Raw genomic sequence first — 14,103 nt, forward strand, 5'->3', positions numbered from 1 at the left:
CCCACATTGTGATTATGGGTATTCAACCGGACTTGATATTAGGCAGGAATACGGCTAGGAAAAGTGAGTTCAGATTCTGTGATGCCAAAAACAATCTCGATTGATTGCTCTGGATGGCATAACAAGGTCTTAGCAACCTGAAGCATACAGATACCTCTGTTGTCAAAGGGTTTGAGGTTATTGATCTTTATATGAATTTTGCGAATCAACACAAACCCAGCAAATTGCATCGCTCGTCTCAAAAAATTCTGACGTCGCTCAATAATTTCTGGAAAGTGAGCCAAATAAGCTTGAGTTAGAGCAACAAGGCTAGGTTGAATTACCTCAAGGGGAGTTGTCGCTAGACGCAAAGCAGTTTCAACATCGATTGCTGTACTGATCACCAAGCTACTCAGCCAAATTTGTAGATAGCTAGCAATAATGGTTCCTAAATCTAAGCTCGGATCACCCCAAGTGAATTTCTCCCAATCAATTACTCTAACCATGCTTGTCGCTTCTAGTTTATTTTTAGAGAGGCATTGCTCCCACTCAAGGTGCAGTAATATGTTTTTCAGTTTTAGGTCATTGTGGATCAGACAGCAAGGCTCCCAAACTTGGTTAAGTTCTGCAAGGGCTTGCCCTAAACTCTCGTAGCGCTGATAAAGTCTAAAGAATTCAAGAGAATCTTCAGAATAGATCCCAAAAACGTCTGGTTCAATTCGTTCTAGCCTTTCAAGAAAGTCAACCTCTTCGTCAATCGGTAGCTGTTTAGAATTAGAGTTCAAGAAGTCTTTATATTGCTGACAGTCTAGAGTCGTGCGATGGATTGTAGCTATAGTAGCTCCGATCTGGCTAGCGATATCAGTGGGAAAAACCTGCTCTTTACTATAAAAATAGGCTAAATCACAATAGTCATTAAGATAGTTGAAAACCAGAATTGAGCGACTTGAGTCAAAATGAATCGCCTCCGAGATTAGTGGGCGAATAGAGCTAAGCTCTGGAAACTCTTGTAAAAAATCATAAAAAAGCCATTCGTACCAAAAATCCCCATTAGTTTTCCCTTCATGATCGTGACGCTCTTGCTTAATCAGAAAATAGCGATCCTCCGTCAAACTCACGAGCAAATTAAAGTTTTTACCAGATTTTGGTTCAATCTGAAGTAGAGATTGCTGATTGGCTTCACAAATACCTTCTTGTCCTAGATAATTAAAAACGTTTTTAGAGCTTAATAAAAAAGTCATTAAAAACTACGAATTACAACTGATATGTGATAACTAAATCCAAGATCATCCTAGTTTTATGAGATGGTTCTTTTTAAGAATGCAATGGGAATTTTTAACTAAATCACCCATTACCCATTCCCTTTAACCAGGATGTATTGGTAGCAACTAAAAGCGTAAATTGCGATCAGGTAGTGGTACCAGCACGCTTCTTAAAGAAGTCTGGAGATACTAAGAAAATTTGGTTAATAATAACGTCTTGGTCAACAATTGCAGTACCACCGTCCTTAGCGATCGCAAGTCCTTGCAAGTCCACCTCATTAAGGATAATAGGCTCGCCTGTGCCACCAAAATCTTTGGGATCAATAACAGTGGGTTGTCCCTTGTTTTGACCTCCTTCAATCTTTTCGAGCTTATCTTCCGACACATCTGTCATGAAGTCCAAATCTTTGATGGAATCCATGAAGCTTTCCGAAGTTGAAAATAGACCTGAACCAGCAGGACGCTGATTATAAATTTCCATCTCATCCATATTGAAGTAATCTCCTTTTTCAAAAGGTTTAACTTGGGTTAAATTTGGTCTAGATAATCGATCCAGTAATGACGATTATGGGTAGGCATTAAACATCAGGGCAATCATATATAGCGCTACGCGCAAGGCAAAAGGCAAAAGGCAAAAGGCAAAAGGCAAGAGTTTACTATAACAGCTTTTCAGCTTTTATAAATGTCCTCAGCTTAATGCGTAGTGCTATATATATCGCCCAAAGCTTAGTTATTATTTCTGCAGCCAGTAAAGCCGTTTCCCTAAGCCTACAGGTTTGGTGAAAGGTAAAGTAGACTTTGCCAATCCAGAGTAAAATCCTTCACCTATTCTTCCTGCATCAACTCTCTAGTGCCAAATTCATTGATGCAATGATTGGTTGTTTAAACCAACCTACTTGTATTTAATAAGATAACTATATAAATTCCTGCTGTCTCGCCATTGTGGCCCAAAGGTTTGTTTAAGGTTAACAAGTTTAAGGTTAACAAGTTTAAGGTTAACCGGTTGAAAGTGTAAGTATTTAGCCGTCAGCTATCAGCTATCAGCGGTCAGCGATTAGCGCTACAGATGCTGCTACTTGAGGTGCTAGCAGGCCCTTTAACTGTACGGGGTCGGATGAGTAAAACGAGCAGGGATTTTCAAACAGCCGTACCAGCACCTTAAACTTGTTTACTACCGACCGTTGATTAGCTGACGGCTGACGGCACCTCAAGTAGCATCTCAAGTAGCGCATTAGCTGAATGCTTAGTTGAAGGTTAAGCGGTTGTTCGCTATTGGCATCCCTTGTAGGGTAGGTTGAAAGTTATTCACTGTTGAGGGCACAGCGGATCACCGGAACAGCGGATCACCGGAACAGAGGGTTCACAACTGGAAGATTAGAACCTGCAACCTTTAAATAGTGAGAAATAAAGCCAGGATAATTCTAGTCCTATCAGAGGGTAATTGGTAATTTGGAATGGACAATTGTAAACGGAATCACCCATTCCAAATTCCCTTTAAGCAGGATGTATTTGTAGCCACTAAAAGCTTAAATTGCTATCAGCTAGAGCTACCACCACGCTTCTTAAAGAATCCTGGAAGTATGATGATAAATTTGTTGAAAATGTTAACGTTTTGGTTAACGATTGCAGTACCACCGTTCTTAGCGATCGCAATCCCTTCCAAGTCCACGTCATTACTAATGATAAAAGGCTGGCCACCGCCGACAAAGCCTTTGGGGTGAACGCGGCGGCGTCCGCTGTCGCTGCCTCCTTCAATCTTGTCGAGCTGATCTTCCGACACATCTGTCATGAAGTCCAAATCTTTGATAGAATCCATGAAGCCTTCGGAAGTTGAAAACATAGCCGAACCAGCAGGACGCTGACTATAAATTTCCATCTCATCCATATTGAGCACTCTCCCTTTTCAAAAGGTTTAATTTTGGTGAAATTAGCTTCTAGAGAATCGATCCAGTAATGACGATTATGGGTAGGCATTAAACATCAGGGCAATCATATATATATCGCCCAAACATTAGTTATTCTTTCTGCAGCCAGTAAAGCAGTTTCCCTAAGCCTACAGGTTTGGTGAAAGGTAAAGTAGACTTTGCCAATCCAGAGTAAAATCCTTCACCTATTCTTCCTGCATCAACTCTCTAGTGCCAAATTCATTGATGCAATGATTGGTTGTTTAAACCAACCTACTTGTATTTAATAAGATAACTATATAAATTCCTGCTGTCTCGCCATTGTGGCGTAAAGGTTTGTTTAAGGTTAACAAGTTGAAGGTTAACAAGTTGTTCGCGTAGCGTGGCCAAAGGCCAAGGTTAACAGGTTGAAGGTTAACAGGTTGAAGGTTAACAGGTTGAAGGTTAACAGGTTGAAGGTTAAGCAGTTGAAAGTTAACCGGTTGTTCGCCCTTGGCATCCCTTGTAGGGTAGGTTGAAAGTTATTCACTGTTGAGGGAACAAGGAACAGAGAACAGGGAACAGGGAACAGGGAACACAGAGTTCACAACTGGAAGATTAGAACCTGCAACCTCCCACCTCCAACCTTAAACCTTCAACAACCTTCAACAACCTTCAACAACCTTCAACCTCCCACCTCCAACCTTAAACCTTCAACAACCTCCAACCTTCAACAACCTTCAACAACCTTCAACCTTCAACCTTCAACCTTCAACCTCCAACCTTCAACAACCTTCAACCTCCAACCCAAATAAAGTTAAATCTTGCAAGTTAAATCACCAGTCTTTTGACTAAAGCGCAGGTTTTCGCCATAGTCCACCGGACAATCAATCACCGCAGGCACATCTTGAGCTAATGCTTCTCGTAGGATAGGAATCAACTCATTTACTGAATTGACACGATAGCCTTTTAGTCCCATACTTTCAGCAAATTTGACAAAATCTGGATTGCCAAAATTCACAAAAGCCGACTCACCAAAGTGATTTTGTTGCTTCCAATCAATCAAGCCATAGCCACCATCATTGAAAATCAGTGTCACAAAGGGAGTCCCTACTCTGAGTGCTGTTTCAAGTTCCTGGCAATTCATCATAAAGCCCCCATCACCAGTGACTGCCACGATATTGCGATCCGGATAAACCAGCTTAGCTGCTAGTGCTCCTGGCAAAGCAATCCCCATGGCTGCGAAACCATTAGAAATGATACAGGTATTGGGACAATCACAATGGTAATGACGAGCCATCCACATCTTGTGAGCCCCTACATCAGAGATCACAATATCTTCTGGTTCCATGACCTGGCGTAGGTCGTAGATCAGTTTTTGTGGCTTGATCGGAAAGCCTTCATCTGTAGCATACTGTTCGTAGTCCTCTCGGATTTCCGACCGAAGTTCAGCAGCGGATGATATCGGTTTACCTTCCCGGTCTCCCTGCTTCATAATTTCCTTGAGAGAGTCAGAAATATCCCCCACTACCTCCACTAAAGGAATGTAGCTTTTATCAATTTCTGCTGGACTGGCACCGATATGAATAATCGGAATCTTGCCCTCTGGATTCCACTTTTTCGGAGAATATTCAATCAAATCATATCCCACCGCAATCACCAAATCCGATTGCTCAAAAGCACAGGTGATGTGGTCTCGTTGTTGTAATCCAAGGGTCCACAAGGCCAGGGGATGAGTATAAGGAATACACCCTTTACCCATGAAGCTATTGACCACTGGAATATTCATCCGGGTGGCAAATTCGGTTAAGGCTTCAGCAGCACCAGCACGAATTGCGCCATTACCCGCCAAGATTAGGGGATTTTTCGCCTTAGAAATAGCCACAGCTGCCTTACCCAAACTACGGAAAGACGCAAAGCTTTTTTCCCGACCATCTTTGCCTAGGGGTTGGCTATTGACTGGCATGGCCGCAATGTTTTCTGGTAAATCTATGTGTACCGCTCCTGGTTTTTCGCTCTGAGCGAGTTTAAACGCCTTACGGACAATTTCTGCTGTCGTGTCAGGGCGAACAATTTGCCGGTTCCACTTAGTCACTGGAGCAAACATTGCCACCAGATCCAAATACTGGTGGGACTCAATATGCATGCGGTCCGTTCCCACCTGACCAGTAATGGCTACTAGGGGTGCTCCATCCAAATTGGCATCAGCCACCCCAGTCATTAAGTTAGTTGCCCCTGGACCGAGGGTTGACAGGCAAACTCCAGCCTTTCCTGTCAGCCGTCCGTAAACGTCTGCCATAAAGGCTGCTCCCTGTTCATGACGAGTGGTAATAAATTGAATTGAAGAATGTCTAAGAGCTTCTAGAACATGGAGATTTTCTTCTCCAGGTAGTCCAAAAACGTACTCGACTCCTTCGTTTTCTAAGCAATGTACCAATAGTTCAGCAGTATTCATGTCACCCATATCTAATCATCCCTGGTATATATATGGTTTTGGTATCCAAATAATCTTTGATTGTAAAAATTTATTTTTAGATTTCTTTTGAGATTCCTTTTTAGCTTTTTCTATTAGCCTTCGTCCATAGTTGTTATTAGTTCATGACAAAAGATTTAGGATTTGAGATCCCGTGAATCCCAATTTCTCAGAAGTCAGTCAGTGGGGATCGGGCAATCTTAAATCAGCTTGTGATAAGCTTTTGATAACCATGAAAGAACCGGAGTACTGAGTTGTATGGCCATTCTGGCTTCTATCTGGGTTACTTTAACAAAAAGTAACAGTAAAAACTTGATAGAAAAAAGTTAAAAATGTTACAGAAAAACTTTTTATTTTCCCCTTCACCAGCACCACAGGGATAGAGACAGATACGCAGATAGCTTCACCAACAAGGTTAATTTTAACAATAGTGCTGAGTCCTGAGTCCTGAGTCCTGAGTCAGAGAATCCGTCAGTAGTAACTGTCACTGTTCAGGATTTAAATAGAATTGCTATAGGCTAATGGTTTTAGGCTAATGGTTTTAGGCTAATGGTTGTAAGCATTCAGCAGTCAGCTGTCAGCTGTCAGCTTATTTTATTCAAAAGTACCTCAACTAGTGTGGCACAGCCTTCGACGCTGGGACTTGACCCATAAGCACGGCTGATAGCACCTCAAGTAGCGTGCGCGTAGCGCATAGGCTGATAGCTGATAGCTGATAGCTGAATGCTTACTAATGGTTTTAGCCTAATACCTAGAATTTTTACTTCACCCAAACAGTTTTGATATTGACGAACTCATGTATCCCTTGAATGCTTAGTTCTCGCCCATACCCAGAACGTTTGATCCCACCGAAGGGTAAACGGGGGTCGGATTTGACTAAGCCATTGATAAACACTGCTCCAGCTTCAAGTTCATCAATCAGCCTGGGGATTTGCTCCTCATTGGTTGTCCAGGCACTGGCTCCTAATCCAAATACTGTGGAATTGGCAAGCTTAATAGCAGCATCAATATCCGGAACTCTAAACAATAGAGCAACAGGGCCAAAAAATTCTTCGTTATCGGCTGGAGTGCCTGGTGGGAAGTCAGTTAGAATTGTGGGGGGGTAGAAGTTACCAGGGCGATCGCTTAAAGGATGGCCACCGGTAAGAACCTTTGCCCCTTGTTCAATGCAGGCTTGTACCTGTTGGTCTAAATCTCTAAGAATACCAGGGGTTGCCAACGGACCAATATCAGTATCTTCCCCCATAGGATCTCCCACTTTCAGGGCTTGGAATTTGTCCAGTAGGCGTTGCTGGAAGTCATCGGCTACTGCGTCCACCACAATAAACCGTTTCGCTGCAATACACGATTGACCGTTATTGAGCATCCTAGCAGTCACACCCGTGGTAGCTGCTGCTTCTAAATCGGCACTGTCTAGGACAATAAATGGGTCACTTCCCCCTAGTTCCAGGACAGTTTTCTTGATTTGTGTCCCAGCCGCAGCCGCTAAAGCAGCTCCTGCTAGCTCACTACCAGTTAGGGTGGCAGCTTTGACCCGTGGATCCTGAATTACTGCCTCTACTTGGTCAGCACCAATCAGTAAGGTCTGAAACACCCCTTCGGGAAATCCTGCTTCAGCAAAGATTTGCTCAAGGGCTAAGGCGCATTGAGGCACATTAGAGGCGTGTTTGAGCAACCCCACATTTCCCGCCATCAATGCTGGAGCAGCAAAACGGAAGACTTGCCAAAATGGAAAATTCCAGGGCATGACTGCTAGAATGACACCTAGAGGTTGGTAGCGCACAAAGCTTTGGGTGGCATCGGTAGAGGCTGGGACATCTGCCAGGAATTCAGCTGCGTGTTCAGCGTAGTACCGACAAACCAAACCACATTTTTGCGCTTCTGCGATCGCACTTTTGAGGGGTTTTCCCATCTCCGTGGTCATCAGCTGGCCGAATTTTAATCGATCCCGCTCTACAATCTCCGCCGCTGCGTTTAGCCACTCTGCTCTTTGCTCCATTGATGTTTGGCAGTATTGCTCAAACGCCTCTTGGGCAACTGTTAGCTTGGTCGCAATCGACGACGGACTCTCTGGCTCAAAGGTTTTGATGGTTTCCCCGGTTGCTGGGTTAACTGTAGCGATCCCCATGGCTTCCTCCTCCCCCCAATGGGGATAGTACTTCCAATTCTTCGATTATAACTAAGTATTTTCACTATGACTTATTTTGGCCAAAATGGCTTAATAGTTTGATACACTTTTAAAAAGCGTCAACCCATTGCCGAGGGAAACTACCAGTCTTGCAAGTGTTAACCTAATATCAAGTTTTCTCCTACTACCACGAAATTTCTCTCACCAGTTTTTAAAACAGTTATCAACCCAATTCTAGGGATTAGAGGTTAGGGCTTAGGGATTCGGCATTAGCTACAATACAAGGATTTGACAGCCTCACTGCTGGACACGGAGCTAGGAAACTAGGTCAGACTCGAAAATCTAGGTATTAGCTGATAGGTATTAGGTATTAGTTACAACAGGGGCATTTGATAACCTCCTTGGGAGCATAGGCTTGTCATAACCCCCTTAGCCATTCAACCTAGAGCCATTCAACCATTAACCTAGACCCTTAAATTAGTAGTTTGATAATTTAGTCGATTATACTTGTCTGAGATAAGAACTAATGACGAGAGCTAAATTGTGCCTTATTTAATTGCTAAATCAGAGCCGAATAACCAAGAAAGTTATAAATTGATCAGTGGATCCAATACCATAGGACGGGAAATAAATAATAGTATTACCGTAATTCATAAAAGTCTTTCCCGTCATCATGCTCAGGTGACAATCACGAAGGATCGGGTTATCCTAAAAGACTTAGGTAGCCTAAATCACACGTTTGTTAATGACGCCAAAATTGACCAGTGTGAACTCAAAGACGGAGACTTAATACGTCTGGGCAGTGTAATCTTTGAATTTGTGAGTGATGATGACAGAATAACCCCAAATATTCTTAAGGATAATGATTCAAACTTTTCGATTGTCAGCCGGTTATCCCCAGAACAAACCCGTGTCGAAATTCAGGAATTACTGCACCATGACAGTTTAGCTTATCAAGGCTCAGCCCTGAAGCTGCGAGAGCAAGAGACAGGTCAACGCTCAGTAGACAAGTTAAAAATCTTATTGGAGGTGAGTAAGCAACTTTCCTCTCCCGATGAGCCGGATCACTTGTTGAGAAAAATTCTTGACCTGCTGTTCGAGATTATGAATGTAGACCGGGCAATCATCCTCATGGTTAATCAAGAAACGGGATTGCTAGAGGAAAAAGCTGTCAACTCCCGAACAGGCATACCCACCCATGAGCGATTTTATAGCAAACGAATCACCAATTTCGTACACCAGAAGGGGGATGGGGTTTTAATTGCTGATGCTGCCATTGACCAACGATTCAGCAATTCCCAGTCAGTACTCCAGCAAGAAATCCATGCCTCCATGTGCGTACCCCTAAAACCCAGAGAGGAAGTGATTGGGGTCTTGTATGCAGATAATCTCTCTAGAGCCAATATTTATTCTCAAGAAGACTTGGAATTTTTGACGGCTCTGGCTAACCAAGCTGCGATCGCAATTGACAATGCTCAACTTTACCAGAAGATGCAGGCAGAAGCAGTAATCCGGAGTAAATTTGAGCGTTTCTTTCCGGAAGCTGTGAGTAAAAAGCTCAAGGAAGAAGGCAACTTAGAAATTATAGATACCGAAGTAACCGCCCTCTTTGCCGACATCAGTAAATTTACCCAAATGTCCTCTCGTATGAACCCACGGCAAGTGATTGAGATGCTCAATGAGTACTTCCAGGTGATGGTAGAGGATATTGTGTTTAAATACGAAGGCACTTTAGAAAAATATATTGGGGATGCCTTACTGGCTGTGTGGGGAGCCCCCTATTCCCAACCAGACGATGCTGACCGAGCCGTCCAAGCTGCAATCGCAATGCAACGAGCAGTTATTCACCTGAATCAGGATTGGTTCAAGCGGCGCAATTTAGAGATTGAAATCCACATTGGACTCAATACTGGGAAAGTAGCAGCAGGTAATATCGGTTCACAGAAGCTGATTCAATACGCTACTATTGGTGACACTACCAATGTTACTAGCCGCATCTGTAGTGCCGCTCAGGAGGGAGAGATTCTAATTTCCCAAAGCACCTTAGACAAGCTGAGGAATAAAACTCTACCGTTTGAAAAAATGTCCCCGGTTAAGGTTAAAGGTAAAGACCAGCCCCTGCAACTGTATCGGCTACGGTGGGATACTTAATTCCAGGGAAGCTAGAAAAGTTACAGGTTGAAGGTTGAAGGTTGAAGGTTGTTTGGTTGAACGCGATTGCGTGGCCAATAGGCCAAGGTTGAAGGTTGAAGGTTGAAGGTTACAGGTTAGAGGTTACAGGTTACAGGTTACAGGTTACAGGTGAGTGAAGTACCCCAACCTGCTTGACCTTTGGTCACGCGGGGCGCGTTCGCGCTCGGTTGGGGCTTCCAATTCTCAACTCAAATCAGGGACGGTCTTATTCGTCTTATCGGCTAAGCCGACGCTACGCGAACGGGTTTCCCGCGCGCGTCCCCGACGCCTCAAAAAGCTGCCCTAGTATTGGTCTTACTCAGCGTCCACAGGCAGACATCCGCCTTCTATCGATGTATAGTTTGACGACAGACTCACCTTGGAATTACAGCATCTATGGCTAACCAGCCGGGGCAAGTCTCTTCCCGGAGACGAAACCTTAGTAGAGGGTCGCCTTTATGGTTGGTCGGCTATGAATAAAAGGGTTAAAACTGTCTGATTAAGGCGACCCTCTACTTACGGTAACTTCAAACCCTGAGCTGGAGCTAGTACTTTTACACCTTTAAGGTAGCCTTTTAGTCAGTCAGGCGGGTCATCGACCAAGTTTATTATATCACGAATCGTTGTAGGTTATCGTCTCGCTATCCATCCCCACCTTTAAAGAAGGTGGGGAATTCCGCGAGTTTTGTTAAACCTTCAACCAAACAACCTTCAACCTTGGCCTATTGGCCACGCAATCGCGTTCAACCTGCAACCAAACAACCTTCAACCTTCAACCTTGGCCTATTGGCCACGCAATCGCGTTCAACCTTCAACCAAACAACCTTGGCCTATTGGCCACGCAATCGCGTTCAACCTTCAACCAAACAACCAAACAACCAAACAACCATCTCGTCAGATTAGAAACGTGATAGCTCCCACACTGACCTTTCAGTTTCAGTGTGGGCAACAAGCGCCAAAGTAACTCGCTGAGTTAATTGGTCCGATGGCTACCATTGTCTGCCAGCGTACTCTTATCCAGAATCCTAACTCTTCCGCCCCAGAATTTGTAAAAGCTTTATCTCAAAAAATTCCCAATCAAAAATATGCCCAAGACTTTCAACGGCGTTTCCTGTCATCGGGTCAGTTATAAGTACTACTTTATAAGTACTATTTATAAGTACTAGTTGAGAAGTAATAATTAGTAATCCTTCAGCCATCAGTTGAGCAAGCAATTAGTAATTTGGGATTACTAATTAGTTTCTGAATTCAGCCTCAAGGGGTGACAACAAAGCTCAAACCTAGGCAGGTGTTAGGTTTTAGGTGTTAGGTTTTGGGTTTAATGAGCGCGAGTCGTGTTGTTGTAATTCCGAGCAGTTGAAGCAATTTTCACCAATCCAACTGCATAGATAGTTTTAATCAACTACTACGCCATGACGATGTTCACGCTTCACCTAACCCCTAAAACCTAACCCCTGTAAGATTTTAAATTAGCTTGTCAACCCGTGAGTAATTAAGCATATTCATCGCCATTTATAAACTAACTTTCATCCGATTCAGAGATTTGGCTAATATCCCAATTTCGTCCTCTGAATCATGGTCAAATTATCCACCAATATTGCCAGTACTAACTTCCTTAGCTAATTGAGCCATCTGCTTAAGAGGTTTGGTCACCGATACCTTAATGAAACGATTAATCAACAAAATCGCTACTAGGAAAAAACCAGTAATAATCCCAATCACCAATACCTGTAACTGCTTAGCCGAATTAAAGATTTTAAACCCTGGAACTGATAAAATTTTAGCACCAACAATTTCATCGAGCTTCCAACCAAAACCATGCTCATCACCTTAGGTAGCAATTTGGCTAGCAGGGGCGGCTTCAGGAGTACTATGGCATCGTAAACAGCTTTTTTCAGAAATGGCGAGAGGACGGGCAACATAAAAAATTTTTCCACTAGGAAGGGAGCGAAAACCGTTTTTTTCTGTTAGCTCTGGCTGCTGTCGAAAACTCTCCACAATTTTGGTCTCGAAACTATCAGCATTATCTCTGATATTAGTTGGATTAAGGGTCGCTTATTTGTCGCTTATTTATAGAAAAAATCACGATATTGATCACGTTTACGTAAATTATCAAAAACTTACCGAGCTGAATAAGCAGGTACTGTTTGAGGTAAAAATTGCTCTTCATTTTCTAGTCGATCAGCTAATTCTGGATTCAATTGATTATTGGTATACTCCCGAACCGAACTCATGGTTTAGATCAGAATTAGGGCTTGGTCAGTGACCACTTTTTCCCCATAGCCTTCTAAAACTTGAGACAAAACCAACCCACCAGTAAGTACAAGTCCTATAAAAATGGATAGCAATAGTAAGTTTAGTTTGATTCCTAAATTAAGTTTTTTTTAACATTAGCTATCTCCCATAGTATCATTAGTGCCACAGTTCTTTTAGTTTTTAAGGTAATTAATTATGTTTTACCGCCGTCTATTATTGTTGAATCTTATATTAATTTTGACAGGTTGTAACTCACCCGATACGCCTAGGCTCGGGAAATTAAGTATTGGGATGGTGAGTTACGGGGAAAGCGATCGCATCATAGAGCGATACTCAAAGCTAATCGAATATCTTGGTGCTCGACTTAAGATGATTATAGAATTAGAACCGATTTACAACGCGAGCGCAGAGCACTAACTTTGATTAAGCAGAGCAAGTTGTCTATCATTTTTGCTCCTCCTGGTTTAGCAGCCATGGCCATTGCTGAGGCACAGTACATACCACTGCTACCTCTTGAAGGAGTGAAAAAGTCACGCTCAGTGATCGTAGTAAAACTCGAAAGCCCCATCCAAGACTTGAGTGGACTAGCCGGTGAAGTCATTGCTTTAGGTCAACCCGGTTCTGCCACAGGATATTATCTGCCAATCTACAATCTCTACGGTCTGACCCTAGCAGAAGTGCGTTTTGCCCCCACACCAAAACAAGTCTTACAGTGGATTGCCTCTGAGGAGGTTGTCGCTGGAGCTTTGTCTTTAGAAGAGTTGGAACGTTACCGCAACGACTTCAGTCAGACTAGGTTCCGGATTTTATATATAGATTCTCATAAAATTCCCAGTGCTTCTATCCTGATCGGACCAACAGTCGAGAGAAATCTACAACAGGAGATCCACAAGGCACTAGAATCTGCCTCTAGCAGCATGGCAGCATCAGTAGGATACATCCCCAATGCTAAAGCACCTGATTATGATTACTTAATTGAGGTGGTTCAGAAGGTTAGACCGATTGCCGAACGGATTCAAGAAAAACCATTCCCTTTATACAGCCTTCCATTTGAGTTGTAAAACTTCCAAACAAGGTGAGAGACCGGCAGTAGCATAAGAGAATTGAATAGATCACCATTGGAAATTTTTAACAAATAATTTAGGATTGGTACATAAGCAGTTGCAAATGTCAAGGGTTGCTAGGTAATCGCCTTTGCATACTTAGCAAGTTGGCCGTTCTTTAAAGACCACTAATCCCCAGGATTACCTCTTCTTATTTTTAGTAAAGGTAATTGGCATCAGAATTTGCTCAATAACAGTAATGGCGGTAACTAAATAACTTATTAACATCAGAGCAATCCTTATCGAATAAGGATTACAGTCGCTAGATTGACACGATTTCGTCAACTAGTTTTTTTTTGAATAAAGAATTTAAAGAGGGATTTACAATATCGGTAGTTTTTTTAAAATTCGCTTATAGTTTATATTTTTTCCTGAACCATTAGCGAGCAATCTGTATCAGTAATTAGAGGAACATTGATACGGATATCGGTTATGCGAATTTACACTCCTATTGCTTTACTTACTGTTTTAACCATCTGGTTTGGGGTTAATTTACCGATGATTGCCCATGGCTCAAATTCACCACTAAACTATAGTAATGATTGTCCCAGTGTAGTAAAGCAAACAGGACAAATTTTTTCTTATGGGAGAAAAGAAAACCACAAATTTGTCTCATCACCAGTAATTCCAACTACCCTGATCGCCCATCGTGGTAGCGGACGTCTGTCTCTTGTGTGAGAGTCAACTGACTGGATTCAGTGTGAGGGCATATCTGGCTGCATTTCAATCCCACTGTTGGGTACGAGTAGCGGGCTACAGTGGGAAAGTGCTAATTCAATATAGTGTACTTGTAGTTGGCTTATTATTTTATATAATATATTGGAAAAGACATGATTAGGGTGCCTCT

At 42.7% G+C, this 14,103-nt stretch carries 13 protein-coding genes; 5 read left to right on the forward strand and 8 right to left on the reverse strand.

Annotated elements, in window-relative coordinates:
• Positions 1 to 38: 38 nt before the first annotated feature.
• The 6 genes from BJP34_RS17360 to BJP34_RS17380 form a co-directional block, all read right to left on the reverse strand.
• On the reverse strand, positions 39 to 1,220 hold the full coding sequence (locus BJP34_RS17360; protein ID WP_070393427.1) for a phosphotransferase family protein: 1,182 nt from the start codon (positions 1,218 to 1,220) through the stop codon (positions 39 to 41).
• 166 nt (positions 1,221 to 1,386) lie between these two features.
• The gene (locus BJP34_RS17365) at positions 1,387 to 1,722 is read right to left on the reverse strand and encodes a hypothetical protein (protein WP_149031023.1); all 336 of its coding nucleotides are present in this window, start codon (positions 1,720 to 1,722) and stop codon (positions 1,387 to 1,389) included.
• 1,056 nt (positions 1,723 to 2,778) lie between these two features.
• Positions 2,779 to 3,126 (reverse strand): hypothetical protein, encoded by a 348-nt coding sequence (locus BJP34_RS17370; protein WP_070393429.1) that lies wholly within the window; start codon positions 3,124 to 3,126, stop codon positions 2,779 to 2,781.
• Positions 3,127 to 3,506: 380 nt separating this feature from the next.
• Positions 3,507 to 3,674, reverse strand: coding sequence for a hypothetical protein (locus BJP34_RS43550; protein WP_158517271.1), 168 nt, complete (start codon positions 3,672 to 3,674; stop codon positions 3,507 to 3,509).
• 267 nt (positions 3,675 to 3,941) lie between these two features.
• The gene (locus BJP34_RS17375; protein ID WP_324611088.1) at positions 3,942 to 5,579 is read right to left on the reverse strand and encodes an acetolactate synthase large subunit; all 1,638 of its coding nucleotides are present in this window, start codon (positions 5,577 to 5,579) and stop codon (positions 3,942 to 3,944) included.
• Positions 5,580 to 6,357: 778 nt separating this feature from the next.
• Entirely contained in the window at positions 6,358 to 7,725 is a 1,368-nt protein-coding gene (locus tag BJP34_RS17380) for an NAD-dependent succinate-semialdehyde dehydrogenase (protein ID WP_070393431.1), read from the reverse strand.
• A gap of 543 nt (positions 7,726 to 8,268) precedes the next feature.
• On the opposite strand from BJP34_RS17380, the gene BJP34_RS17385 reads away from it, so the two are divergent.
• The 3 genes from BJP34_RS17385 (at position 8,269) to BJP34_RS40050 (ending at position 11,029) form a co-directional block, all read left to right on the forward strand.
• Positions 8,269 to 9,876 carry an adenylate/guanylate cyclase domain-containing protein gene (locus BJP34_RS17385; RefSeq protein ID WP_070393432.1) on the forward strand — a complete coding sequence of 536 codons (1,608 nt, stop codon included), beginning with the start codon at positions 8,269 to 8,271 and terminating at the stop codon, positions 9,874 to 9,876.
• A 687-nt stretch (positions 9,877 to 10,563) separates the two neighbouring features.
• On the forward strand, positions 10,564 to 10,800 hold the full coding sequence (locus tag BJP34_RS17390) for a hypothetical protein (RefSeq protein WP_070393433.1): 237 nt from the start codon (positions 10,564 to 10,566) through the stop codon (positions 10,798 to 10,800).
• Positions 10,801 to 10,882: 82 nt separating this feature from the next.
• Positions 10,883 to 11,029, forward strand: coding sequence for a hypothetical protein (locus BJP34_RS40050; protein ID WP_193431333.1), 147 nt, complete (start codon positions 10,883 to 10,885; stop codon positions 11,027 to 11,029).
• 452 nt (positions 11,030 to 11,481) lie between these two features.
• Here BJP34_RS40050 and BJP34_RS47580 read toward each other — a convergent pair whose 3' ends face one another.
• The gene (locus BJP34_RS47580) at positions 11,482 to 11,619 is read right to left on the reverse strand and encodes a hypothetical protein (RefSeq protein WP_229424420.1); all 138 of its coding nucleotides are present in this window, start codon (positions 11,617 to 11,619) and stop codon (positions 11,482 to 11,484) included.
• A 108-nt stretch (positions 11,620 to 11,727) separates the two neighbouring features.
• Entirely contained in the window at positions 11,728 to 11,895 is a 168-nt protein-coding gene (locus tag BJP34_RS47585) for a Tll0287-like domain-containing protein (protein WP_229424421.1), read from the reverse strand.
• Between the two features lie 677 nt (positions 11,896 to 12,572).
• On the opposite strand from BJP34_RS47585, the gene BJP34_RS17400 reads away from it, so the two are divergent.
• Together BJP34_RS17400 and BJP34_RS17405 are read left to right on the forward strand one after the other, a co-directional pair.
• Positions 12,573 to 13,214 (forward strand): phosphate/phosphite/phosphonate ABC transporter substrate-binding protein, encoded by a 642-nt coding sequence (locus BJP34_RS17400; protein ID WP_202972108.1) that lies wholly within the window; start codon positions 12,573 to 12,575, stop codon positions 13,212 to 13,214.
• Between the two features lie 474 nt (positions 13,215 to 13,688).
• Positions 13,689 to 13,934, forward strand: coding sequence for a hypothetical protein (locus BJP34_RS17405; RefSeq protein WP_070393434.1), 246 nt, complete (start codon positions 13,689 to 13,691; stop codon positions 13,932 to 13,934).
• The last annotated feature ends 169 nt before the right edge of the window (positions 13,935 to 14,103 follow it).

Source organism: Moorena producens PAL-8-15-08-1 (assembly GCF_001767235.1).
GTDB lineage: Bacteria > Cyanobacteriota > Cyanobacteriia > Cyanobacteriales > Coleofasciculaceae > Moorena > Moorena producens_A.